The following is a 22,022-nucleotide window of genomic DNA, read 5'->3' as shown; positions in this document are numbered from 1 at the left end:
TGCCAGGACTGGGCGGCACCATGGGGGTGTTCAACGCCAAAACTCCGGTGACCAAGGTCGAAGACATGGCCGACCTGCGCCTGCGGGCGATTGATGCCACTCAGATTGAACTGTTCAAGAACTGGGGCGTGCAGGGCGCCGTGGTTGATATGCCGGAATTTGCCGGGGCGGTTCAGCAGGGTGTTGTGGACGGTTACTACAACCCACCGGTGGTGGCGCTGATCTTCCGCCACACAGAGTTCCTCAAGCACTACACCGATATTGGCGCCGGCACCCCGTTCCGCTCGGCGCTGATGTCGGCGGATTGGTACGCGGATCTAAGCGATGCGGATAAGGCCAAGGTGGATCAGGCGGTGGATCAGGCCAATGCCAAGAACCGCGCCTGGACCGCAAAAGCCGCCGCCGGAGAGCTGGCAGGTCTGGAGAAATCCGGCGTCACCATCTCCACCATGTCGCCCGAGGCGCTGGCCGATTTGAAGGCCCGCAGCGAAGAGGCCTGGGCCGGTTTGATGCCAGCAGATTCGGTTGAGGCCTTCCGCGCCCTGGCCGCCAAAACACGGTGAGGATGATCCTCGCCGGGGCAAGCGCGCAGGTAGACCGCGCTTGCCTCAGTATCGCCAAACTGGCGCTGGTGGGCATGGCGCTCACCGTGCTGCTGCAGATCTGGGCCCGCTACGGATTTGACTATCCCTTCAGCTGGACCGAAGAGCTGGCGCGCTACCTGATGATCTGGGCCGGGTTGCTGGGGGCCACCTGCGCCTTCAAACGTCGCCTCGACCCAACAGTTGTACAGGTCAACCCGGAGGACAGGGGCCTGGGCCACAAGGTGATCTTTGCCCTGACGGTTTTGATCTTTCTGCTGCCCATCCTCTATTATTCCTTTTATGGGCCTAACATGAATTTTGAACGCGGTTTCCTGTGGCGCAGCAGCAATCGTCTGTCGCAGGGGATGGGGATCAATATGGCCCTTGTCGGGGCCATCGTCCCGCTCAGCTGCACCGTGATCCTGCTGCATCTGGCAGCACTTTTGACCAAGGAAAAACCCGCGACATGACCAGCCCCGCCGTCTTTTCCGCCGCAGATGTCTTTGCCTCGGTGCAGCTCACCGATCTGTTGCAGCCGCTGGCCCTAGCGATGCAGGCGGTGACGCAAAAAACCGCCAACCACCCGCCGCGATTTGCCGCGCCGGTCAATGCGCAGGGCCGCATGGGGCTGATGTATGGCTCTCTGCAAGAGCCACCTCTGCATGGCGCCAAGGTGCTGAGCCTGTTTCCCGGCGCGCCCGCCATGGGTCTGTCCAGCCATCAGGGATTTGTTGTGCTGTTTGACAGTCAGGATGGGCGGCCCATGGCCATTTGTGACGCCGATGCGCTGACCGCCCTGCGCACCGCTGCCATGTCGATGCTGGCAACCCAAGCGCTGGCCCGACCTGATCCGCGCATCATCACCATTTGTGGCGCTGGCGAACAGGCCGAGTGGCACCTGCGCGGCTCTTTGGCCTGTTTCCCAACGGCAGAGATCCGCATCTGGGCCCGCCGCGCTGAGGCCGCCAAAGATCTGGTGCAGCGGATCGCAGATGGGACACCCCAGGTCAGGGCAATCGCGGATCTGCCGCAGGCCGTGCAAGGCGCGGATGTGATCCACACCACAACTGCGTCCAAATCCGCTTTTTTCACCGGCGAGTGGCTGGAGGCTGGCCAGCATATCAACCTTGTGGGCGCCAGCCTTGCTGACAGCCGCGAGCTGGATGACACCGGAGTTGCCCGTGTCACCATGTTCACGGATTCCACGGAAAGCAGCAGCCGTGAATCCGGCGAAATACTGGAGGCAAAAGCCGCCGGAAAAATCCCGGCAGACTATCCGGTCACGGAGATCGGTCAGGTGCTGCTGGGGCTGCATTCAGGGCGCGCTTCGGCGAAGGAAATCACCGCCTATAAATCCCATGGGCTAATCCTGCAGGACCTGGTGGCGGCTTTTGAGGTTCTTAAGCTCAGTGGACCAAAACCGCCCGTTTGAAGGCCAAGAACAATTTGCAGGCTCACAGTGGCGGACTGCTCACAGGAGGGGTAGACGGCCCGAAGTATTACCTTTCTCATTAACCTACAAACAACTTGGCAAGGTCGCTTTAGGATGTGGGGATTGGAGCAGCCTAGCTCTGTCGCAAATCGGTAAGCTGTCGGGCAGATCGCGAAGGGATTCTCTGAGCCTCTGAGCGATAGAGCTGACTTCTATAGCTCAGTTGAAGGAACATTGTGAGTTATAGAAGAAGGCTCTATAATTCATGATGTGGAATTGGCAAACACCGGGCTGGCCGGGATTTCGATACGATGCTGCGGCCATTGCCCCGTTCGAGCAGAGCTTCTTGCTGTCTTCGGGTGAAATTCTGGGTGCTGCCCATCATGTTGGTCCGTCTGAACGTGACCAACTGTGCATCGATCTTTTAGGCGATGAGGCCATGAAGACCAGTGCCATCGAAGGAGAAGCGCTGGACAGGCTAAGCGTGCAATCGTCATTGCGGCGTCACCTGGGCTTGTCCCCTGACAATTATCCGACCAAGCCCCGGGAGCAGGGCGTGGCCGAGATGATGGTGGATGTCTATTCCACTTACGCCGAACCGCTCACACAGGAGACACTGTTTCGCTGGCATGAGATGCTCTTGTCCCATGAGCGGCGTCTTGAGACGATCGGAGCGTATCGGCAGCACGAAGACGCGATGCAGATCGTGTCTGGCCGGTTTGATCGCCCGACCGTGCATTTTGAGGCGCCGCCATCTGCGCAGGTTTTGGACGAGATGGACCGATATGTTCACTGGTTCAACAAGACGGCACCTGATGCGACAGAGCCGTTGCCGGCGTTGCCGAGGGCGGGATTAAGCCATCTCTATTTCGAGAGCATCCACCCATTCGAGGATGGAAGCGGACGCTTGGGTCGAGCCTTGGCCGAAAAATCCCTGGCCCAGAAAATCTGGCCAGCCGAGCCTGATCGCACTGGCCTTTACAATCGAGCGGGAGCGAAAGGCCTACTATGACCAGCTTGAGCACCATCAGAAGACGCTGGATGTCACACCGTGGTTGGAGTGGTTCGCTGAAACCGTACTGACGGCACAGCAGGTGACGCTGGATCGGGTGGGGTTCTTCATCGCGAAGGCTCATTTCTACGACCGGCATCGCGACCAGTTCAATCGCCGGCAGGTCAAGGTAATCGAGCGAATGTTCCGCGAGGGGCCGGACGGGTTCAAGGGTGGCCTGAGTGCCGAGAACTACATTTCAATCACCGGGACGTCGCGTGCGACAGCAACACGGGACCTGAGCGATCTGGTTGAAATGAACGCCCTCACGCGCACAGGGGAACTGCGGTACACACGTTATTGGCTCAATCTGGAAGAGACGTCTTCGTAGCTTCTTGGCAACAGGAGACGTGCATGTGTTAGCCCAGCAACCCTGCAACTCCTCCAGGCTATAGAAGAATTGCAGGGCTAAGCAGATGTTCCCCTATCCGGCAGCGTCAGTTGCGGTTGAAGAGGTTCTGTCGTGGTCGTAGCGTACTTCTGACCGGCGGAAGGTGAAGCCGATCTTGAGGTTCGGCAGGACCTTGTAGTCGCCGCTCAGCTGGGCTGTAGACCGCTCGATCCCGTCTTCTTCTCCGCCATCACCAGAGGCATCATAGCCATCGTCATTCACATGCGACAGGTTGAGTGAGATCCCGCCGGTTTCGGTCCGCATGGAAGCCCGTGCCGAGGCCTGATAGCCGTCACTGCCAGCCTCAATGCTGCCGCCATATTCGGTACCGATCCCACCCTTTTTTGTAATGATATTGATGACACCAGCCGAGGCATTGGAGCCGTAGAATACGGACTGAGGACCACGCATAACTTCGATCCGCTCGATGTTGGCAGTATCCAGGCCGGTGAGAATATACTCTCCGTCTCCGCCGGCGGCCTCGGTGCCGTCGATCAGGATCAGCGTATGGTTTGCTTCGGCACCCCGGATACGCACCTGGGTGAAAGTATCTCCCGATCCGTTCACCATCAGGCCGGGCACAGAGCGCAATGCGTCCTTCACTGAGGTAATCCCTCGGTTTTCAAGTTCTTCGCTGGTGGTCACGGAAGCAGAGCGGCCGTATTTCTGCGCTGCGATTGGGGTAAACCCGCCGGAGACGATGATTTCTCCCAGGTCAAAAACATCTTCCTCCTGGGCGGAGACAAGCGCGGGGGCAATAGCGACAACGGTCGCCAGAGTGGACAAGTGAACCTTGCTCATATTCCATTCCTTCCGGACGCGCGAAAATGCGGACACGGCCAAGGCACCTGCAAAACTGCAGGGCAAAACGAATTTAGGCCTTTTTAGAAGGGGTCACTTCCGCAGACGGTGAAAACGCCACCACTACGGAAATCCGTTATCTTCGGCGCACCCCGCACCGCGATAGGGTGATCATCCTGGCATGTCTCCTGACTCGCGGGTCGAGGCTCCGCTGCGCCTTCCCGCCCCGATGGACAGTGGCAAAATGCAGCTTTGCTCTTCGCTTACAGTTGCGGGGGCAGTCACGGAATAGGCGCCTGTTGGCTACACCTCACCGTGTTCCCTTTTAACCGGGTGGTTTCCCAGCCGGACCAGAATGGTGGCGACTTAGTCGGGCATTCGGGGGGCTGTCAAGCAGGGAGTTTGAAGCAGATCGCTTAAAGCGAAAACCATGATGACGCTTTGATGTGCTGCACTGCCGTGACGGAACGTCACCGGATCTTGAAGCCAAACATGCCTATTGTGGAGACCGGCCTTCCTCCTAAAAACATATTATTGTTGAAAGAACGGCCCAAAAATTTTGCGTAGGAGATCGGATAAGATCATACGGTTCAATCTTTATGATATCGACAAGGAAGAGGCGTGACTCAGCACTCAAGGAGACCGAAATGACACCTTTCATTTTCAATACCACTAAATCTCTGATCTTCGAAACCGGCGCTTCGGCTCGTCTTGCTGAAGTGGCAGGACAAACGCTGGGCAAATCGGTCTTGCTGGTAACAGATCCTGGCCTTCGCCAGCTGGGGCTTGCAGATCCTGCCATCGCCTCCCTGGAAACTGCGGGGCACAAGGTTTCGGTGTTTGATAAAGTAGAGGCCGATCCGTCTCTTGAAACGCTGATGCAGGCGGTGGAGGCTGGACGCGCGGCCGGGGTGACGGGTGTCCTGGGATTCGGCGGCGGTTCCTCGCTTGATGTGGCTAAACTGGTGGCCCTGTTACTGGGATCCAATGAGGATCTGGACGAAGCCTGGGGTGTTGCGCAGGCCAAAGGCCCACGCCTGCCATTGGTTCTGGTTCCGACCACCGCTGGCACAGGATCTGAGGTTACACCAGTCTCGATCATCACGGTGGGTGCCGAGGAAAAGCGTGGAGTCTCTTCCCCTATAATCCTACCGGACATAGCTGTTCTGGATGCAGACCTGACTGTGGGTTTGCCGGCCCATATTACAGCGGCCACCGGTGTCGACGCGATGGTGCATGCGATCGAAGCCTACGCCTCAAAATCAGCCAACAACAATCCTCTGTCCAAAATGCTGGCGCGCGAAGCGTTGCGCCTCCTAGGCGCCAACATCGAAACTGCGGTATTCAATGGTCAGGACAAAGACGCGCGCGGGGCGATGTTGCTGGCGTCCATGCTGGCGGGGCAGGCCTTTGCCAATTCGCCCGTCGCTGCGGTACACGCGCTGGCCTATCCTATCGGCGGCACCTTCCACATCCCGCACGGGTTGTCGAACGCGCTGGTTCTGCCGCATGTGCTGCGCTTTAACGCGCCCGACGCCCATATGCTCTATGCAGAAATTGCCGTAGACGCCTTTCCACAGATAGCCAAGGTCGAAGGCAGCCAAGCGCGTTGTGCCGCCTTTATCGACGCGCTGGCTGATTTGTCCAAACATCTGGGTATGCAGACCCGCCTGCGAGACGTGAATATTCCCAAAGAGGCCATCGCGAAAATGGCATCGGATTCTATGGTTCAACAGCGTCTTCTGGTCAACAACCCCCGTGCGGTCACTGAAAGGGATGCGTTTGACATCTACGAGGCAGCCTGGTGATGGGAGGTAAGGCACCGATCACCACACGCGCGGACTACCTGGACTTCTATCCGCTGCAAACCCGGTGGATGGACAATGACGCCTATGGCCATATGAACAACGTGGTCCATTATTCTCTCTTCGACACTGCAGTAAATGGGTGGCTGATCGAACGAGGCCTGTTGGATCCGCGCACTTCCGAAACCTATGGATTGGTGGTTGAAAGCGGCTGCAAATACCATGCCGAAATGGGGTTTCCTGACACGGTAACAGCCGGTCTTCGGGTGGCACGGCTGGGCTCAAGCTCAATCAAATACGAAGTCGCCTTGTTCCGAAATGACGAGAACACGGCCACGGCTGAGGGCTTTTTTATCCATGTCTATGTCAATCGCCAAACCCACCTGCCGTCCCCAATAGAAGACGAGCGCCGCGTCGCGTTTCAAAGCCTGATAAAAAAATAACACCTGACGCGACTTCAATCCATTCGACCCTTTTTTGCTTTGCTAAGATGTTGAATGAAAAGTCAGACATGCCTGCTTCGTCTGCATTTTGAACCTTCGACTATCCGTGAACGCTGCACAACAGGTTCAAGGGCTGCTTTGGTGACCGGCATCGCGGTGTCCTTGGGGGCAGAACTTTTTCGATTGGAAGATACATCTGACTTAGGCGAAGAGGTTCAGATTAGGTGTGGCCAAGCCCTCGGCTTCAATATCGTTCGATGTGGTGAGGTTTAAATCCGGGAAGCATTGGATGCATTGGTCTTGCTCGCGAGCGGAAATACCGACGAGCCTCACAAAGCCTTTGGAAAACTGTACGTAGAGTCGGCGCAATTTCACCTAGCCAAAGAGGATTTTGCTCCCTTTCGGAAAATCATGAGAGACTGCATCCTTGATCACTGGCCAATAGCGCCTGGTGAAACCGTTCTCGGATACTTCCAACCTACGAGGAAATTGCATTCTGTTGGTACAGCTGCTCGAGAAGCCAAGATTGGAACTGCCCTGCTTGAACAGTTTCTAGTAGATGCCGGGGCTATTACTGCCGACGATCAACGGGCGGTCTCTCGGAAGACGTTTGACGCGTAGAGGAGCGCGAATTTGAATTAGCTAGTGCCTACGTGAAGCATTTACCAGCAAGTTAACGCACCGGATTGATCAATGTTGGCCACTTTTGGGTAGATTGGCCACTGTGATCGAACAAAAGTGGCCGAAACAGCCCTCAGATTTCCGCTAACTTAGTCCAAACCTTGAGGAGAACATATGCCGACCCGTCACGACGGATTCGTAAAAGTCGCTTTAGCCAGCCCGTTTGTTTCCCTTGTGCAAGCTAACGGCGGGGACCCTTTGGCATCTATGGCCGCTATCTCAAGAGCTCTAATCGGATCAGCAAGAAAACAGACGTTCGTTGCAACCGCAGCATAGGTCAAAATGGGCTCAAAGCCGCCATGCGGCGATGCGGCGTGTGGTTTTCACCCTGAACACTCTGTCGTCGGTCTGATCGGCAGACCTGGTTGACTGCTGTCAGCCCTTTCTGGACATTTGTTTCCTTGCCCCGCACTCTAGGAAGGCAATTTACGAACGACAGCTTGAAGACATTCGCTGCACTAGCATTGACCAAGAGAGAATAGGAGCATAGCTGCCCTTCACCGCTCCAGATATTCGCTTTCGCCTTTAGAGCCTGGGTAACACCAGAAAAGTTCAAATCTCCAAATTTTAGGCCCGTACCTGTCGGCTGCAACAACTAAGTCCCTTGGCCAGACAGGTTGGTTGCTCTTAGTTTGGAATATTGCGAAGTTTTCAAATGGATCGCATCGTTGCGATAAGCTCGGCAACCTTCAGGCCGAATTTGCGCATTTCTGATTTGTTCATGATCGCTCCATCTGCGGTTAGATACATCCAATCTGTGGCCTGTAAGATATGGCCACCTGACTCTTCAGGGAGAATGATCTCATAGCTCAAGCGCACAGTTGAACCGGATACAACGCCCTGAGCTTCCCCTACCAAGTCATCTGCAGTGGCCGTAAAGCTATTGTTGGGGCCGAGTGTCAGATACCATTTTCGTTTTTGAGTTTTTCCATTTGAATAGGTGAATTCCTCGGTCAAAGTCCCTGTGTTGCCCTCCCAGGTGCCAACCATCTTGGCGGTGAAACTGTTGGTCATTTTTCCGCTGGGCCCAAAGATCAGACCTTCGGACAGGATCTCCCCGGACAGATGGGTCCTGAGATCAAACTGCGGTCCGGTTTCTGCATAGTCGCGCGGGGATTGGAACCGGAAGCTAAACAGATAGGTTTTGGCAATCATGGCAAGCAGCAAAATGGCAAGACAGGCAGCAAGAAGTTTCATGATGGAGGGCTTTCGTTGGGCAGCCTCAGCGCATAGCAGAGGGCGACAGTTTTTAGACAACAGGGAAGGATGGCATAGGCCGTGACCAACGCCGCAAGAGCTGCTGGTGTGTTATCTGCTCCGGGTGTGAAACCTCGGATCTCTAACAGAGGTAATGCAATTGCAGCTGCTAGGGCCAGGGCGAGCTTCCCGGCAAAGGACCATATGCCAAAGGCCGCGCCTGCGCTGAGACCCGCTTTGACCAGTGTGAGGCTGAACAAAGTCGGCAACAGCAGCATGTCTGCGCCAAGCGCGGCCCCTGAAGCCATGCAGATAAAGGTAAACCCTACTGCATGCCCCGGATCCAGAAATGCTGCCCCGACAAAGCTAACGATTGCCAATGGCATTGCGATCAAAAGCGCAGGCTTTGCACCGATCCTTTGACTCAGCAGGTTCCACAGGGGCACGCTGAGCCCTGCAGACAGAAAGAACAGCACCAGCAGTGGGCCAGCCAGATGGGGTAGCGCTAAGTAGTCCTGAACAAAGAACAGAAACAGGGTGGAGGTTAGCGCCACTGGCAAGCTGTTCAGAACGGCTAGGATGATCAAGTTTGACGCCCCGGATTGCCATAGGTTGGCAAAGCTCAAGGTCCGCCCAACCGCAGCCTGACGCTGCCAAATCTTCCGGGTCAGTAGGGCCGTGGCCAATGCCAAGCCCCCCAGAAAGAGACCAAATGCAGCATAACCTTGCCCACTGGCGCCGAGCCCAACCAGAAGAGCCGGCGCAATTGCGGCCAAGATCACTCCGATCAACATGCCGCTTTCTCGAAATGTCGCGAGGGTCATCAAATCGCGGGGCTTCGTTGAGACACTCAGCGTTGCACTGCGCCCATAAAGCAAGATCATTCCCAGACTATAGGCCGAGAACAACAGCATCAGGATCAGGATCACTTTGGCCAACACATTGGCCCCCTGCTGCAACCCAAACAGAAGCGGGAACCCCAGAGCCAGACCGAGGGCTGCAGCCCAACCAAAGCTGGACTGGTATTGTGGCCAGCGATCCACCGCCCAACCAATCAGAGGGTCTTGCACCAGATCAAAGGCCCTGATCGCCAGTAAAACACCGCCGAGTGAACCGAGGCTCAAACCCAGATCAGTTGCTGCAAATTGAGGCAAGTGAATATACAATGGGATCCCGGCACTGGCCAGCATCAGGGCGTAAAGGCTGACCCTGGGATACAGCATCATTGGCCCAAGAGTGCCCGCGTGAACCGCGCAGACCGGCTGTCATTGCCCAGAAAAATCTCCATAAAATGGGTTTTGATGTTGTCATGGGACAGGGCGCAGACCGCAACTCCATTGCGCCAAAAGGCGAGCCGGTCGGGCCCGTCACTGACTGCCAGATAGCTATCTCCGGGTGCAACGGGTCGGTAGCATTTCTCCAGTTGATCCCGAATGGGCAGCGCATTTCCCATGCGGGCCATTTCGCGCAGGGTGGCCTCCACCAGATCAGATTGGCTCAATCGGCGCTGATAGGTCAGCTCAAGTCCAAAATCCTGGGACCAATCCAGCGGTCGACCAGCCTGAGTGAACAGCCGAGCCTTGTAGATCTGAAACCCCAGGAAACTAAAGGCAGCTTCACCGCGTTGCTCTACCCCTTTCGGCAAGTTGCTGGCCAGCGCAGCCCCGGTAACAAATAGGGCGAGGCAGGTGCTGAACAACAGGCTACGCATGTGCGAGCTCGACCTGGACGACGTTTGTATGTCCGATTGCAAAGGAGGCTGCACAGATCTCCAGATAGTATTGCCAGTTGCGGAAAAATCCTTCGTCGTAGCCCTGTTCCTTGATCTTACGCTTCTGCGCCACCATACGCTGTGCCCAGATCCGGCAGGTCTTGCTGTAGTCCTGACCAAAGGAAAATGTGTTCCTCACCTGTAGGCCCGCTGCCTGCGCCTGGGCTGCGATCATTTGATCCGATAACAACATGCCCCCCGGAAAGACGTATTGCCGGATGTAATCGGAGGAGGTCCGGTAGGTCTCAAAGAAACTGTCGGGAACCGTAATGGCCTGCAGCATGACACGGCCGCCTGCTGACAGATTGCGTTTCAATGTATCAAAGTAGCTAGGCCAGTACTTCTCGCCCACGGCTTCGATCATCTCGATAGAGACGATGTTGTCAAAAGTTCCCTGCACATCGCGGTAGTCGCGCAATTGAATGTCAGCGCGCCCATCAAGCCGACAGTCTGCATAGCTATGTTGATTGCGCGAAATGGTAACTCCCGTCACATCGCGCCCCTCGGCGCTGGCCTGTTCGGCAAAGCCGCCCCAGCCACAGCCGATCTCCAGAACGCGTTCACCTTGGTTGAGGTGGGACAGGACACGTTGGTTTTTGAGCGTTTGCGCCTGGGCAAGGTCATCGCCCGTGTCTCCAAAAAGACCCGAGGAATAGGTCATGCCTTCATCCAGCCAGAGCTGATAGAACTCGTTTCCGACATCATAATGGGCGCGGATGTTATTGCGTGATCCGCGTTTGGAGTTGGCGCGTAACAGGCGGTCAACGATGCGAAACTTGACGCGGTTAAACGGGCTGGCCTGATCATAACTGGCCAGATATTCCCGATTTACCATGGCCAGCGACATCAGCCCCTCGATCGACGGTGTCTCCCACAGCCCCTGAACATAGGCCTCGCCCAACCCAACCTGCCCGTGGGCCGCCATCGCAGAGACCGCAGCCCAATCGCGAATTTCCATTTCGGCTTCGGGGCCGTGATCGCCGAACTGATAGCGCGCGCCATCAGGAGTGCGCAGGGTCAGGCGACCTTCACGCAGTTGCGCGCAGGTTGCCAGAAACTGCGTTTTCATCGCTTTGTTCGTCACTGTCATGCTGGGGTCCTTTTGCGGTCAAAGTGGCGGGGGAGTTCATCAGGCGGACAATCCGCATCGCGCTGGCGATGCCGTCTTCGTGAAATCCATGGCGGTTGTAGGCACCTGCGAACCAGGAGTGGTTCTGACCCTGCATGGCGCGCAGCTCACGTTGCGCCTGCAACGCGGCCTGGTTAAAAACGGGATGTGAGAACGTGACCTCATCGTAGATCTTGCTGTCGGGTATTGGCTGGGTTGGATTCAACGTCACAAACAGCGGATCGCTTTCAGGGATGCTTTGCAGACGGTTCATCCAATAGGTCACTCCCACACCCCCATCCTGGCTGCGATAGGCCCAGCTTGACCAGCAGTTGGGGCGCCTGGGCATTTGCTTTTCGTCACAATGTAGAACGGCGGAGTTGGTTTGGTAGCGTATAGCCCCTAAGGCCGCTGTTTCAGCCGCAGTTGCAGACTGACCAAGAATTTTAAGCGCCTGATCCGAGTGGCAGGCAAAAACCACCTCATCAAAGCTTTGCGCACCTTGCCCCTGCACCACCAGAGAAACACCACGCCTGTCTCGGGCGACCTGTTCAATCGGTGCCCCGGTATGAACGGTACACCCGCGCGCCAGGATGGCTGCCTCCAGCCGGCGCACATATTCAATGCTGCCGCCTTTGACGGTCCACCACTGATGTTGACCAGCCCCAGCCAAAAGGGCGTGATTGCGGAAAAACCGAACCAGTGATTTTGCCGGGAAGGCGTCGACATCGGTTACCGGAGTGGACCAAATCGCCCCACACATAGGCAGGAGGTAGTGATCGCGAAACCACTGTCCAAGCCCCAGCTCATCCACCAGTTCACCGATGGTTTTTGTATCCTCTGTCGCTGCCGCCTCAGCCTCGCGACCAAAACGCAGGATATCGGCAACCATCTTGTAGAACTGTGGCCTGACGAGATTGCGCTTTTGCGCTGTGATCGCAGAAAGGCTGTTCAGCCCATATTCGATTTCACCACCATCAATACTGGCGCAAAAGCTCATCTCGCTTTTGATCACAGGAACGTCGAGATCCCGGAACAGCCGCGTCAAATAGGGGTATGTGGCGTAGTTGAAGACGATAAAGCCTGTATCAACCGGCTGGTCACCGTTTCTGCCTGCCAGGACAGTGCGTGCATGTCCGCCCAGACGCGGCGCGGCCTCAAATAGGGTCACATCCTGTGTGGCGGAGAGATAGTAGGCTGCTGACAGTCCAGAAATGCCGCCTCCTACAATCGCAATTTTACGGCGTGGGCCTTGAGTTTGATCCAGCATGCTGTCCTCATTTTAGGCTAGGTAATGAAGGCATTACGCTTGGACGGCGGCTCCGGATCACTTTCATCTGTAAAAAACAGTTGGTGAGGTGATCCAGTTTCTGTTTTTTCCCGTAACCTAACTATGATTGAACTTGTCACAGCCCAAACCTATCACGCCCGTCGCGGAGGTCTGAAAAACGCCTTCCGATATGGAGTGGATTACGTGTTGACCGATCTGACTGAGGGCGCTGCACCTTTGTTGTCGCGCAACCGCTTCAACCTCTTCTCGCTACATGACCATCACCACGGCGGTCCTCGTGGTAAGGGACAGGGGGTGGTCTGGTTTCGACAATTGCTGCAACAGCGCGGGTTTCCGGTTGAGCAGGCAAAGCTTCTGCTTTTAACCCAGCCGAGCTTCTTGGGATTTCATTTCAATCCCGTGAGCTTCTGGATTGCGACTATAGATGGTGCGCCCTGCGCATTCGTTGCGGAGGTGAACAATACCTTTGGCCACCGCCATTGCTATTTCTGTGCACATAGTGATTTCCGCCCCATCAAGCGCTGCGATCAAATCGAGGCTGATAAACTGATGCATGTCTCGCCGTTTCAGCAGGTAGCAGGCACCTATCGCTTCAATTTTGAAATGACAGATCGCGCCTTCAATATTCGCATATCTTATCAAAATCGGGACCAGGGCGTTCTGGCGACCTTGAACGGGCTGCGCCGCCCGGTGACGGCAGCGCGTCTGGCCGGGGTCGCTTTTCGCCGTCCCTTTGGGGCAATGCGGGTTGTGGCACTGATTTACTGGCAGGCTGTGAAGCTCTGGCTCAAAGGTGCGCCGTTCCTGCGCAAACCCAAACCTCCCGAACCACTTGTCTCTGACAATTCCCCCTCAAAGGTCAACTCATGAGTGATTTGAGGGGAAAGACCTATTGGCTGATTGGCGCCAGCGAAGGATTGGGGCGAGAAATCGCCAAAGGCCTGGTCGGCGCCGGTGCGCACGTTATTTTGTCCGCCAGATCACAGGGTCGGCTACAAGAGCTGACCTGGGCTCTTGGGGCTGCCACACCACTGGTCATGGATGTTACAGATGATCGCTCAGTTGCTGAGGCTGCAAAAAACCTGGGGCCGATCGATGGGGTAATCTACAATGCCGGCGCCTATACCCCAATGCGAAGCCAAGACTGGGACAGTGCAGAAGCCCTGGCAATGATGGAGGTGAATTTTGCCGGGGCTGTGCGGGTTCTGGGGCATGTGTTGCCCCCGTTTATCGCCAAGGATCAAGGGGACATCACCTTGGTCGGATCACTGGCAGGGTATCACGGATTGCCCGCAGCCGTAGGATATGCAGCAAGCAAGGCGGCGCTGATCAGTCTGGCTGAAACCATGCGCCACGACCTGCGAGGCAGCGGTGTGGCCGTACGTCTTGTTAACCCCGGTTTCATAGAGACTCGTCTGACGGACAAAAATGATTTTTCAATGCCGCAGTTGATGTCAGCTGAGGAGGCCGCAGATCATGTGCTCCGGGCCATACAACGGCAGCGGTTTCGGACAGATTTTCCGTGGCCCTTTTCCTGGGTCATCAAGACCTTGGCACTTTTACCAGACTGGCTGGTCTATCGTTTCAAATAGACGGGCCCCGCCTTTATGCGGGGCCTATTTTTTAATGACAGGCTGGGCGGCTTCCGGGTAGCAGGACTTTGTCAATCACATGGATCACGCCATTGTCCGCCTGGATATCTGCGACCAAGACATTGGCCATTTGCCCGGACCCATCCGCGATCTTCACCCCTTCTGTGCCTGCAGTGATACACAGGCGCTCGCTGGTCAGCAGCGGTTTGAAGTAGTTGGAGCCGGTTGGGATCATATCAGCAGACAGCTTTCTGTCATCCACGTGATACAACAGCACGTTTGTCAGCTGGGCCTTGTTTTCCGGTTTCAGCAAAGTCTCAACCGTGCCCTCTGGCAATGCCGCAAAGGCCTGGTTCGTCGGCGCATAGACCGTGAAGGGGCCCGGCCCAGACAGTGCATCGGCCAGACCAGCCGCGCCAACTGCTGCCACCAAGGTCGAGAAACGCTCGTCCCCTGCTGCGATCTCTACGATTGTATTGGCCTGTGCTGCGCTGACAGATGTTGCTAGGGCAAGGGCGGCGAGGGCGGTTTTGAGTGTGGTTTTCATGATCTATCTCCAAGCAGACTATTGAGTGTGTTTTCATTTCTCTTTGGATCGTATTAAGGGTACGCAGCAGGAGGTCTGGCAGATCTCAACATCACGAATATGTTATTAAATACAGGTTCTTAAATGGAAAAAGCCCGCTAATTGCGGGCTTTTAAAGGAAGTGTATGGCAGGACCTAAATGCGAAACAGTGGTTGCAACAATCGCGGCATAAATGCGTTAAAACGCAATGGCGCGTCTGTTGCTGCTAGGCATATACAGGCGTCGCCAGCGTCGGCAATTGGGGTGTGCTCAAGATCTTCGTCGCCGATCTCTACATCTCCAACGCCAAAGCGACCGGTCTCATCACTGAAACTCCCTTGTAGAACCAGTGTCAACTCCAGCCCGTTGTGGCTGTGATCAGGAACCGCTTGCCCCGCCGGGATGTACAGCAACCGCGCTGATCCACCGTCCGTTTCTGAAAGGATGCTCTGTTTCACCCCCATCCCAAGTGTTCTCCAGCGTGGCGCCCCTCCTTTCAATGCTTCCATCACCGGACCTGGGTAGATGCCTTGTGCGTCGTATACTGGTTCAGGCTGCACAGGGGCATCCAACAGCGCCATCAAATTGGATTTCAAGTCATTAGAGACAGCGACATCTGCAGTCTGCTCCAGCAAGGCTCCGCCGACAGCGTGATAGGATCCCAAAGTCGCACGACAATCCTCACAAAGAGATACATGGGCCGCAACAACCATGGCAAAAGGATGCGGCAGCGTGCCTGCGGCATAGGCCGCCATCATATCGTTTGGAATGTGGTGTGTGATTGCAGACATCTATCGCAACCCCTTTAATTCTTTGCGCAGCCGGTTAAGGCCAAGGCGAATTCGTGATTTTACGGTGCCAAGCGGTAACCCGGTCTGAACGCTGATTTCCTGATGGGTGAGATCCCCCATATAGGCTTTCTCGATCATCTCTTTCTGGTCGGGTTGCAGTTGGTCCAGAGCGCTTTTCAACTGCTCTGCCTCTTGATCAAACGCCAAGATCTGACTGGCATCCGGTTCAGAACACGGATCCTGTGCCAACTCATCAGGAACAGGTCGGTTTTCTTTGCGGATAATATCGATCTGCCGATTTCGAGCGATTTGATAAATCCAGGCAGAAGCCTGGGCGCGATGTGGATCGAACATCGTGGCCTTGCGCCAAACGGTCAACATAACATCCTGCACGATTTCTTCCGCCTGCGCCGCGCCTGTTCCCGAACGCATGATGAAGCCCTTTAAACGAGGCGCAAAGTAATCGAACAATGACCCAAAGGCATCGCGATCGCGCTCATCGCGCACTGCGACCAACCAGACCGTCATCTGGGACATTTGCGGGGCTTGTTGCGGCACGGCTCGTCCTGTTTTGGGCGGGCCCATTTGCTCCTGGCCTACATGGTGATGTTCTAACACTGTCTGCATCATACCAAGAGTACGGTTTGGTGCAATTTTTGGATCACCTTAAGGGCAAAAAACTTAAGTCGAAACATGCCAGCAGCTGGCTGAAAGGGTATATTAGCCTCAGGAAAATGGCCAAAACTCAGAATTCAGCTCAATTGACGCCCCTCTTTACCTACTGCCGAACCCGTCAGCTTCTATAACACCGAGCGGCCTCATACGGCTCTCGACAAACGAACCCCTGACGACGCATTCTTTGACACAGAACGATCCCAGAAGGCGGCATGAAACCAACCGGATTACATCTTAGCTGAGACGCAAAACTGTCCGAGAAAGCAGGACCACTTCAGTCTTCTCCCAACTTAGGGAGGGATAACATGACAAACACGGACTCAATTTCCTTTGGCTATGATCCTGACCCGGCGCGGTCAAACTCATTGCGGGTAGAGGCCTATACCCAGGAGAAGTGGTTTGATGCTGATCTAAAATCAGTCATCTCAAAGACTTGGCAATGGGTGTGTCATGTGGAGAAAACAAGGACACCCGGATCCTATGTCACGGTGGATATTGCCAACCACCCCATCGCGGTTGTCCGCGACAAGGAGGGCAAGCTGCCTGAATCACGCCGAACCGACAACCTCAATCAGATTAATAGGTCCTGAGCCTAGGGACTGGTCGAAAATTGGGGCTGCGGCATGACAAACGTTTTTACGATATCGGACTTACTCGGCGGTTTGATCAGCGTACCTTCCTGCAGCTCATGTTCTCGTTACAGGCCAGTTCGGCTCCATCACACCTATGGGACGACTCAGCTGCTTATAGGGGCGTTTCATCATTTGTCCCTTTGAATGCCAACAGGCTGTTATCACTCAAAAGTCGCAAGTCAGGGTAGCGCACACCCAAGTAGCTATTCTAAAAGCATAAAAATTGTACCGACAGTCATTTGTCACGGAGCACACGATCTATGGAGTTTTGTCTGAGGCCTTCCGCATACCTCGAAATTTTGTCGGGCTGTTTTCGTATTTCTTGAGAAACCAGCGACTGAAATGAGCGCAGTCTGAGAAACCGCATTCAAAAGCTATCTGAGTGATTGTTCTGTTGGTGTTCAATAGTAGCCAACGGCTGTGTGACAGGCGCATATTTCGCCAGATTTCCATGGGTCCCATAGACTGAGGCCGTGATGCGGGTTACCGCGTTCCGGCACTTGATTTCGGTATTACTGCGTCATACTGTAAGTATTGGAGGTTCTCATGACGATCAAAACATCGATATCTTTGCCAAACGCCCAGGCCGAATTTGCCAAAGACCTTGTCGAGCAAGGTTTGTTTCCATCACTCAGCGCCGTAGCACAGCACGGGATTGAACTGGTCCGGCAACGACAGGAAGTCGAGCGCGCCGACACCGACGCACTTCGGGCAGTGCTGCAGGAGCGGGCGAAAGGGCCCTTTGTGGACGGAAAGACATTCAGATCCCGTGTGGCCAAACGGCTAGAGGATAAACGGCGGGCGTATGGTTTGGACCATTGAGGTCTCAGCAGAGGCTGAGCGCGACGCTGATTTATTGTTCGACCACCTGGCGGATAGCTATGTCGAATTTGGCGAGTCCCGATCGGCTGCCGCCGCACAGGCCGTCGGCCGAATTGACAAGATTCTGGACGCAATGGAGCGCATCGCCACGGCCCCGTATCGTGGAGAGGTCCATGATGAGCTGTTGCCCGGGCTGCGCCACCTGTCTCTGGGCCGCGCAATTTACTGGTATCAGCTGCAGGACGACACCGAGACCATTCTGGTTCTTGCGATTTTTTATGGCGGTCAGGATCACATCCGTCAGATGCTGCTGCGGCTGCTGAGAGAGCCGACCGGTTAGTACAGTAGGGCAGGGGGGATCGTCAAGTTGTTGACCACACTCCCAATTGCCCATAGGGGACTGTTGCATTAATCAGGCAGGATGCTGGACGGTCGCTGATTTGGGCATGTTACACTGCCAATGCGAAGAGACTTTGGACGAAGACAATCTCGCCCCGGACGCCCGGTTGCTTGGTTTGTACGTGTCCGTTTTTGATTGTTCTGATCGTTTCTATTCCTCGAAGCGTGGCCTTTGCAGTTCGCAACGATCGGAAGCTTTTTCGGTAGCCCAGTAGGCGTTTCAATGCTGCGTGGTCACTTTCCACTCGGTTGTTGAGATACTTTCGATCAATATGCGTGATGTAGTCAAAATGCGGGTCATATCGGTGGTTTATCTCGCGGATCACTTTCCTATACGTGGGGGCCTTGTCTGTGCAAATTGAGACGGGGCGGTGTAACCGAACACGCTCAATGGCCTTATTCAAAAAGGCTTTTGCGGCCTTGCCATCGCGTCGGGCTGTCAGTCGAAAGTCCACCAATTGGCCGTGCGCATCAATTGCTCGCCACAAAAAACACCATTTGCCACCAACCCGAATATAGGTCTCGTCGACGTGCCAATTCAGGCTTGCACGACGGAGATGCTTTTCCGTGCGCTTGGATATTTCGGGTCCAAATTTCTGCACCCACCGAAACATAGTCGATCGATCCACATCAAGACCACGCTCCACCAGCAGGTCGGTAACGTCCTGATAAGATAGCGGATATCGCAAGTACATTCGCACGGCACACAGAATGATCGCAGCAGGGAACCGATGACGCTTGAATGGTTGATTATTTGGCATGAACTGTCCATTCAAAAAACACTTCACAATCTTAGACTGGTTAATGCAACAGTCCCTTCTGAATGAATACTCCCGGCAGACCGAACCTGCCAAGTGGAGCGATATGAACATCCGTTTCCACCAGGCACTCTACGAGCCCTGCTCCAACCCGCTGTTGTTGCAGATGATCACCGACCTCCAGCAAAGGATCGGCCCGCAACTCCGCCTGCTGGTCACCGAGGTGAGCGGGTTGGAGCGGCCGCAGGCAGAGCACAGGGAAATTCTGGATGCATGCAAAGCGGGCAACACGGCTGAAGCAGTAGAAACGTTGCGACGGCATGTCCTGACAACACGGAAAGAAATCGCAGCCCAGATGAGACGGGGGATGGTGGGCTCGGAATAGGGGCTCTGTCGCAAATATTATTGGAGGCTGAGTGAGAGCGTACACTGGACACAATTATTCGGCGAGGGCCGCGAACTGCTTGAAAGGTGACACATCTTTTTGACCGAGCTGCCCCTTGCGGATCATGTGCGCGGCTTCAATCCCAACCAGTGTTGCGGCTGCTGAATGAAAGGCTTTGAAGCCGAGCATTGGCCGAGTAATCTTCTTGATGAAACGGTGGTCCTGCTCAACAATATTGTTGAGGTATTTGGATTGAACGATGTTGATAATCCGACCAGCTCCTGTGAATTTGAGGATGACGTTTAGACTTCGCAGGCCAGCCAAATTGGCGCCGCTTTTATCGATGGCGATACGCTCTGGGACACCATTTGTGCCAACGGCACGCTTGAAGAACCTTCGCGCAGCAGCCGTATCGCGCCCCTCAGACCACATGAAATCAAGGGTTTGCCCGTCACGGTCAACCGCGCGGTATACAGGATCACCGACTTTGGATAATGGCTGCCCTTGAAATCAATCGTTATGTTTGGGCAACTGCCTTCAAATTCAAAGACCCGCTGCTAACACAACACGACCTCACTGCCCAACTCACAAAAGTTTGCAACAGAACCGTGTGAGGAGGTCACTGAACAGTAAGGGCAAAGGATCGAATAGACATGATGAAATGATCCCGTATGTTCCTTGCTTCAATTATTCTGGGAATTGATTTCTGACCACAGAGCTTGCCACGCGCGAAACTCCGATGGTCTGACGCGATAGCGCGCGAAATTGCCTTCATGCAGGGCGAGGAGTTCATCCTCAATAGTTCTGCGAAACTTCGCTTGGTCGCAGTCGGGCATATTATCAGCGCTCCAGGGTTTCAAGAAGGCGACAACATCTTGCCGTGACATTGGCGTTGATAAGATCTGCGACACAACCTCTGTGATCTCGGTGCGGTACTTAATGCGAAACGGATCAGGCTCTCCGAGAGATTGGCGGACAGCAGCATAGGTTTGAATGGACCGTCGGTAGGCAAAGACAAATACGTCCCGCAGCAATGCAATGTCATTGGTTTCATAGATGGCAAGCATTGCCTTCGTGTAGAGATCCTGAGGCACACCATCAAAGGAGAGCGGCACAAGATTGGCGCGGATCATCGGGATGTTGGCCGCGATGCGCGACACCCGTTTGTTCACGTCTTCAAATGGCTGAAGGTAGGGCAAGTGGGCAAGGACGAAAAACACCTGCTCAAAGGGGTCATCTATAGATGTGGCCTTTTCAAGGATAGTGTCGAAGTTGTCGGCAATCAAATGTGGGTTTTCCAACGGGTGAAACGCCGAACCTTCGATGCCAACTGCGATGCTACGGAGCCGCCCGGGAGCCGCTGGGTCGGACAACAGATTGTTGGCAAGTAGGGCATGCAGGTTCTGAATTGTGTATCTGTTGAACCCCGTATCTTCGACATTGCGCACCAAAAATTCGATGGCATCTTTGTGGTTCAGGATCATCTGCGCTTCGCGTTGATCTTTCCCTTCGGCGGCTTCCCCAAAATCAATGAGCCTGCGGGTATCCAGTAGCGAATAGGTATTTCCCTCAAGGCGGCTTGAATTCCAAGCGAGGTCAACAAGCAGGCGCTGCAGGATCTGTTTGGCGTAGGTGCCTGCCTCTTGTTCGTGCGTTCCGGCTGATCCGAGATTTAAGAGCTCTGTCGTCAGGTCACCCGGCAGATAGCGCGATTCATTCGGCACATAGTTTGTAAGGAAAGTTTGGTTGTAACCGGCGGGGTTTCGGGCGGCGATATTCTGCGAAACCTGTGCCAATGCAGCGCGACCCGCATCCGAGAGGGGCAGGGGGGCGGAAGGTGTTTCTGGGGCGTCTGATGATGTTGACACAAGGCGGTACTTCGTGGACCGAACCTGACCTTCGCGGATCACTACCTTATTCTCAACCAGTGTTTTCAACCGGCTTTGAAGTGTGCGCCTCGGCACTTGGATTGTGAGCATCTCATGGATGTCAGACAGTGACAGGGCGTGCTCGGATTCGGTCAGAACCCGGATTAGATCACTGTGTTCATCTGCTGGAACTTCTCGTGCCATCCATGATTTCCCCAATTCTTGCGCCAAAATTCTTACGCGCAAGAAACAACTTACACGCAACAATAAGCATTTATGCGCATGAATGGGATTTAGGCGCAAGAATTTCCTGCACATGAATGCCGACCTTCAATGACCGATTTGGTGAGAAAGGGAGCGGCTCTGAAGGGTAAACCCAAGTTGCCTCATCGAATGGCGCGTATACTGCGTGGCGTGGTTTCCAAACCAAGTGAGAAAGGAAGGACGTTGGCAGGATGGGTTGCGCAGTTACGGTGCTGCCTTACGCAAGCTAGCGCTGGACGTGGATCATCGGGCGAACAAAAGGCTAAATAATCGTATCGAAGGATCGAGCAGGCCAACACGGATGCGGGATAAAATACTGGGTCGTTTCAAGTCAGCCCGTCAGGCGCAGGGATTTTTGGGCGCACCCGGCCACATCATTGTAAACGGCATTCAGAAATGTCACCGATTGCGCAAAACAGGAATGTCACCAAGGGCGCTGACGGTAGCAAGGCTTAGCAGCCCGGAGACGCCAAATATCGCAGGGTTGATAAGCCTTGTGGGAAAAGAGAGTGTCGGCACTCGGTGGAACGAAAATGTGCGGTTTGAACCCATATTGACTTGTGTCGGAGCCCGATGTGAGCGATATCTGAACTGCGACTCTTGTTGACTTTAGGGTAGGGTGGTCATCGCATTTCCTCCAACATCTTTTCTCGGAAGACTTCGGCCGGCGTCTTCCATCCGAGGCATTTGCGGGGCGTATTGTTCAGGCGGTCGC

At 54.9% G+C, this 22,022-nt stretch carries 23 protein-coding genes, 4 pseudogenes and 1 riboswitch; of the genes and pseudogenes, 13 read left to right on the top strand and 14 right to left on the bottom strand.

What is annotated here, in order from left to right; translation table 11 throughout:
- The 4 genes and pseudogenes from ABJP42_RS02450 to ABJP42_RS02435 form a co-directional block, all read left to right on the top strand.
- Positions 1–563, top strand: a 563-nt coding sequence (locus ABJP42_RS02450) for a TRAP transporter substrate-binding protein (RefSeq protein ID WP_348338307.1), incomplete at its 5' end; no start/stop codon positions are given.
- A 2-nt stretch (positions 564–565) separates the two neighbouring features.
- Positions 566–1,054, top strand: coding sequence for a TRAP transporter small permease (locus tag ABJP42_RS02445; RefSeq protein ID WP_348338309.1), 489 nt, complete (start codon positions 566–568; stop codon positions 1,052–1,054).
- Positions 1,051–2,016, top strand: a complete 966-nt coding sequence (locus ABJP42_RS02440; RefSeq protein ID WP_348338306.1) for an ornithine cyclodeaminase family protein — start codon at positions 1,051–1,053, stop codon at positions 2,014–2,016. The genes ABJP42_RS02445 and ABJP42_RS02440 overlap by 4 nt, the downstream gene beginning before the upstream one ends.
- A gap of 265 nt (positions 2,017–2,281) precedes the next feature.
- A pseudogene (locus ABJP42_RS02435) lies at positions 2,282–3,398 on the top strand (Fic family protein).
- 93 nt (positions 3,399–3,491) lie between these two features.
- Here the strand turns inward: ABJP42_RS02435 and ABJP42_RS02430 are convergent.
- Positions 3,492–4,259 carry a TonB-dependent receptor gene (locus ABJP42_RS02430; protein ID WP_348338305.1) on the bottom strand — a complete coding sequence of 256 codons (768 nt, stop codon included), beginning with the start codon at positions 4,257–4,259 and terminating at the stop codon, positions 3,492–3,494.
- Between the two features lie 161 nt (positions 4,260–4,420).
- Positions 4,421–4,629, bottom strand: a riboswitch (cobalamin riboswitch).
- A gap of 277 nt (positions 4,630–4,906) precedes the next feature.
- On the opposite strand from ABJP42_RS02430, the gene ABJP42_RS02425 reads away from it, so the two are divergent.
- Together ABJP42_RS02425 and ABJP42_RS02420 are read left to right on the top strand one after the other, a co-directional pair.
- Positions 4,907–6,067 carry an iron-containing alcohol dehydrogenase gene (locus ABJP42_RS02425; protein WP_348338304.1) on the top strand — a complete coding sequence of 387 codons (1,161 nt, stop codon included), beginning with the start codon at positions 4,907–4,909 and terminating at the stop codon, positions 6,065–6,067.
- Positions 6,067–6,507, top strand: coding sequence for an acyl-CoA thioesterase (locus ABJP42_RS02420; RefSeq protein WP_348338303.1), 441 nt, complete (start codon positions 6,067–6,069; stop codon positions 6,505–6,507). The genes ABJP42_RS02425 and ABJP42_RS02420 overlap by 1 nt, the downstream gene beginning before the upstream one ends.
- A gap of 1,332 nt (positions 6,508–7,839) precedes the next feature.
- On the opposite strand, the gene ABJP42_RS02415 is transcribed toward ABJP42_RS02420, so the two are convergent.
- The 5 genes from ABJP42_RS02415 to ABJP42_RS02395 are packed head-to-tail and all read right to left on the bottom strand — an operon-like array spanning position 7,840 to position 12,534.
- The gene (locus ABJP42_RS02415) at positions 7,840–8,385 is read right to left on the bottom strand and encodes a DUF3833 domain-containing protein (RefSeq protein ID WP_348338302.1); all 546 of its coding nucleotides are present in this window, start codon (positions 8,383–8,385) and stop codon (positions 7,840–7,842) included.
- Entirely contained in the window at positions 8,382–9,611 is a 1,230-nt protein-coding gene (locus tag ABJP42_RS02410; RefSeq protein WP_348338301.1) for an MFS transporter, read from the bottom strand. Before ABJP42_RS02410 ends, ABJP42_RS02415 begins: the two co-directional genes overlap by 4 nt.
- Positions 9,608–10,096: a hypothetical protein gene (locus ABJP42_RS02405; RefSeq protein WP_348338300.1), complete on the bottom strand. Its 489-nt coding sequence runs from the start codon at positions 10,094–10,096 to the stop codon at positions 9,608–9,610. Before ABJP42_RS02405 ends, ABJP42_RS02410 begins: the two co-directional genes overlap by 4 nt.
- Positions 10,089–11,246, bottom strand: coding sequence for a class I SAM-dependent methyltransferase (locus ABJP42_RS02400; protein ID WP_348338299.1), 1,158 nt, complete (start codon positions 11,244–11,246; stop codon positions 10,089–10,091). The genes ABJP42_RS02405 and ABJP42_RS02400 overlap by 8 nt, the downstream gene beginning before the upstream one ends.
- The gene (locus tag ABJP42_RS02395) at positions 11,185–12,534 is read right to left on the bottom strand and encodes an NAD(P)/FAD-dependent oxidoreductase (RefSeq protein WP_348338298.1); all 1,350 of its coding nucleotides are present in this window, start codon (positions 12,532–12,534) and stop codon (positions 11,185–11,187) included. The genes ABJP42_RS02400 and ABJP42_RS02395 overlap by 62 nt, the downstream gene beginning before the upstream one ends.
- A gap of 123 nt (positions 12,535–12,657) precedes the next feature.
- On the opposite strand from ABJP42_RS02395, the gene ABJP42_RS02390 reads away from it, so the two are divergent.
- Both ABJP42_RS02390 and ABJP42_RS02385 read left to right on the top strand, forming a co-directional pair.
- A complete protein-coding gene (locus ABJP42_RS02390; RefSeq protein WP_348338297.1) occupies positions 12,658–13,425 on the top strand; it encodes a DUF1365 domain-containing protein in 768 nt (255 codons plus the stop codon).
- Complete coding sequence (locus ABJP42_RS02385; protein ID WP_348338296.1) at positions 13,422–14,147, top strand: SDR family NAD(P)-dependent oxidoreductase; 726 nt, start codon at positions 13,422–13,424, stop codon at positions 14,145–14,147. The genes ABJP42_RS02390 and ABJP42_RS02385 overlap by 4 nt, the downstream gene beginning before the upstream one ends.
- Before the next feature lie 31 nt (positions 14,148–14,178).
- On the opposite strand, the gene ABJP42_RS02380 is transcribed toward ABJP42_RS02385, so the two are convergent.
- The 3 genes from ABJP42_RS02380 to ABJP42_RS02370 all read right to left on the bottom strand — a co-directional run bounded on the left by ABJP42_RS02380 (position 14,179) and on the right by ABJP42_RS02370 (position 16,089).
- Complete coding sequence (locus ABJP42_RS02380) at positions 14,179–14,694, bottom strand: fasciclin domain-containing protein (protein WP_348338295.1); 516 nt, start codon at positions 14,692–14,694, stop codon at positions 14,179–14,181.
- A 174-nt stretch (positions 14,695–14,868) separates the two neighbouring features.
- Positions 14,869–15,504 (bottom strand): ChrR family anti-sigma-E factor, encoded by a 636-nt coding sequence (locus ABJP42_RS02375; RefSeq protein ID WP_348338294.1) that lies wholly within the window; start codon positions 15,502–15,504, stop codon positions 14,869–14,871.
- On the bottom strand, positions 15,505–16,089 hold the full coding sequence (locus tag ABJP42_RS02370; protein ID WP_348338308.1) for a sigma-70 family RNA polymerase sigma factor: 585 nt from the start codon (positions 16,087–16,089) through the stop codon (positions 15,505–15,507). It abuts the gene before it with no gap.
- 395 nt (positions 16,090–16,484) lie between these two features.
- Here ABJP42_RS02370 and ABJP42_RS02365 point away from each other — a divergent pair, with 395 nt between their 5' ends.
- Positions 16,485–16,769: a hypothetical protein gene (locus ABJP42_RS02365; protein WP_348338293.1), complete on the top strand. Its 285-nt coding sequence runs from the start codon at positions 16,485–16,487 to the stop codon at positions 16,767–16,769.
- Positions 16,770–17,069: 300 nt separating this feature from the next.
- Here ABJP42_RS02365 and ABJP42_RS20720 read toward each other — a convergent pair whose 3' ends face one another.
- Positions 17,070–17,264, bottom strand: a complete 195-nt coding sequence (locus ABJP42_RS20720) for a helix-turn-helix domain-containing protein (protein ID WP_490363175.1) — start codon at positions 17,262–17,264, stop codon at positions 17,070–17,072.
- A 93-nt stretch (positions 17,265–17,357) separates the two neighbouring features.
- Here ABJP42_RS20720 and ABJP42_RS02360 point away from each other — a divergent pair, with 93 nt between their 5' ends.
- Together ABJP42_RS02360 and ABJP42_RS02355 are read left to right on the top strand one after the other, a co-directional pair.
- Positions 17,358–17,633, top strand: coding sequence for a ribbon-helix-helix domain-containing protein (locus tag ABJP42_RS02360; protein ID WP_348338292.1), 276 nt, complete (start codon positions 17,358–17,360; stop codon positions 17,631–17,633).
- A complete protein-coding gene (locus ABJP42_RS02355; protein ID WP_348338291.1) occupies positions 17,617–17,973 on the top strand; it encodes a type II toxin-antitoxin system RelE/ParE family toxin in 357 nt (118 codons plus the stop codon). The genes ABJP42_RS02360 and ABJP42_RS02355 overlap by 17 nt, the downstream gene beginning before the upstream one ends.
- 109 nt (positions 17,974–18,082) lie before the next feature.
- Here the strand turns inward: ABJP42_RS02355 and ABJP42_RS02350 are convergent, their stop codons facing one another.
- Positions 18,083–18,793 carry an IS6 family transposase gene (locus ABJP42_RS02350; protein ID WP_348338290.1) on the bottom strand — a complete coding sequence of 237 codons (711 nt, stop codon included), beginning with the start codon at positions 18,791–18,793 and terminating at the stop codon, positions 18,083–18,085.
- Between ABJP42_RS02350 and ABJP42_RS02345 the strand changes: the two genes are divergently transcribed.
- Positions 18,792–19,175, top strand: a complete 384-nt coding sequence (locus tag ABJP42_RS02345; protein ID WP_348338289.1) for a GntR family transcriptional regulator — start codon at positions 18,792–18,794, stop codon at positions 19,173–19,175. The genes ABJP42_RS02350 and ABJP42_RS02345 overlap by 2 nt on opposite strands.
- Positions 19,176–19,229: 54 nt before the next feature.
- Here the strand turns inward: ABJP42_RS02345 and ABJP42_RS02340 are convergent.
- Both ABJP42_RS02340 and ABJP42_RS02335 read right to left on the bottom strand, forming a co-directional pair.
- Positions 19,230–19,649 (bottom strand): annotated as a pseudogene (locus ABJP42_RS02340) (IS6 family transposase); the annotation flags it as partial.
- 209 nt (positions 19,650–19,858) lie between these two features.
- A complete protein-coding gene (locus tag ABJP42_RS02335; protein WP_348338288.1) occupies positions 19,859–21,247 on the bottom strand; it encodes a Fic family protein in 1,389 nt (462 codons plus the stop codon).
- 250 nt (positions 21,248–21,497) lie between these two features.
- Between ABJP42_RS02335 and ABJP42_RS02330 the strand changes: the two are divergent.
- A pseudogene (locus ABJP42_RS02330) lies at positions 21,498–21,671 on the top strand (IS6 family transposase); the annotation flags it as partial.
- Positions 21,672–21,930: 259 nt separating this feature from the next.
- Here the strand turns inward: ABJP42_RS02330 and ABJP42_RS02325 are convergent.
- Positions 21,931–22,022, bottom strand: a pseudogene (locus ABJP42_RS02325) (integrase); the annotation flags it as partial.

Origin of the sequence: Pseudophaeobacter sp. (assembly GCF_039971195.1) — a bacterium.
GTDB lineage: Bacteria > Pseudomonadota > Alphaproteobacteria > Rhodobacterales > Rhodobacteraceae > Pseudophaeobacter.
Note: the sequence above shows the minus strand (reverse complement) of the source record. Positions and strands in the feature narration are given on the sequence as shown.

What these genes read in the sequence shown, in the direction of transcription:
- ABJP42_RS02425 (WP_348338304.1), top strand. Translation starts at nt 4,907, where the DNA reads ATGACACCTTTCATTTTCAATACCACTAAATCTCTGATCTTCGAAACC.
- ABJP42_RS02400 (WP_348338299.1), bottom strand. Translation starts at nt 11,246, where the DNA reads ATGACAGTGACGAACAAAGCGATGAAAACGCAGTTTCTGGCAACCTGC.
- ABJP42_RS02375 (WP_348338294.1), bottom strand. Translation starts at nt 15,504, where the DNA reads ATGTCTGCAATCACACACCACATTCCAAACGATATGATGGCGGCCTAT.
- ABJP42_RS02430 (WP_348338305.1), bottom strand. Translation starts at nt 4,259, where the DNA reads ATGAGCAAGGTTCACTTGTCCACTCTGGCGACCGTTGTCGCTATTGCC.
- ABJP42_RS02410 (WP_348338301.1), bottom strand. Translation starts at nt 9,611, where the DNA reads ATGATGCTGTATCCCAGGGTCAGCCTTTACGCCCTGATGCTGGCCAGT.
- ABJP42_RS02420 (WP_348338303.1), top strand. Translation starts at nt 6,067, where the DNA reads ATGGGAGGTAAGGCACCGATCACCACACGCGCGGACTACCTGGACTTC.
- ABJP42_RS02380 (WP_348338295.1), bottom strand. Translation starts at nt 14,694, where the DNA reads ATGAAAACCACACTCAAAACCGCCCTCGCCGCCCTTGCCCTAGCAACA.
- ABJP42_RS02360 (WP_348338292.1), top strand. Translation starts at nt 17,358, where the DNA reads ATGACGATCAAAACATCGATATCTTTGCCAAACGCCCAGGCCGAATTT.
- ABJP42_RS02370 (WP_348338308.1), bottom strand. Translation starts at nt 16,089, where the DNA reads ATGGGCCCGCCCAAAACAGGACGAGCCGTGCCGCAACAAGCCCCGCAA.
- ABJP42_RS02350 (WP_348338290.1), bottom strand. Translation starts at nt 18,793, where the DNA reads ATGCCAAATAATCAACCATTCAAGCGTCATCGGTTCCCTGCTGCGATC.
- ABJP42_RS02385 (WP_348338296.1), top strand. Translation starts at nt 13,422, where the DNA reads ATGAGTGATTTGAGGGGAAAGACCTATTGGCTGATTGGCGCCAGCGAA.
- ABJP42_RS02440 (WP_348338306.1), top strand. Translation starts at nt 1,051, where the DNA reads ATGACCAGCCCCGCCGTCTTTTCCGCCGCAGATGTCTTTGCCTCGGTG.
- ABJP42_RS02415 (WP_348338302.1), bottom strand. Translation starts at nt 8,385, where the DNA reads ATGAAACTTCTTGCTGCCTGTCTTGCCATTTTGCTGCTTGCCATGATT.
- ABJP42_RS02395 (WP_348338298.1), bottom strand. Translation starts at nt 12,534, where the DNA reads ATGCTGGATCAAACTCAAGGCCCACGCCGTAAAATTGCGATTGTAGGA.
- ABJP42_RS02390 (WP_348338297.1), top strand. Translation starts at nt 12,658, where the DNA reads ATGATTGAACTTGTCACAGCCCAAACCTATCACGCCCGTCGCGGAGGT.
- ABJP42_RS02345 (WP_348338289.1), top strand. Translation starts at nt 18,792, where the DNA reads ATGAACTGTCCATTCAAAAAACACTTCACAATCTTAGACTGGTTAATG.
- ABJP42_RS02405 (WP_348338300.1), bottom strand. Translation starts at nt 10,096, where the DNA reads ATGCGTAGCCTGTTGTTCAGCACCTGCCTCGCCCTATTTGTTACCGGG.
- ABJP42_RS02335 (WP_348338288.1), bottom strand. Translation starts at nt 21,247, where the DNA reads ATGGCACGAGAAGTTCCAGCAGATGAACACAGTGATCTAATCCGGGTT.
- ABJP42_RS02355 (WP_348338291.1), top strand. Translation starts at nt 17,617, where the DNA reads ATGGTTTGGACCATTGAGGTCTCAGCAGAGGCTGAGCGCGACGCTGAT.
- ABJP42_RS02365 (WP_348338293.1), top strand. Translation starts at nt 16,485, where the DNA reads ATGACAAACACGGACTCAATTTCCTTTGGCTATGATCCTGACCCGGCG.
- ABJP42_RS20720 (WP_490363175.1), bottom strand. Translation starts at nt 17,264, where the DNA reads ATGGAAATCTGGCGAAATATGCGCCTGTCACACAGCCGTTGGCTACTA.
- ABJP42_RS02445 (WP_348338309.1), top strand. Translation starts at nt 566, where the DNA reads ATGATCCTCGCCGGGGCAAGCGCGCAGGTAGACCGCGCTTGCCTCAGT.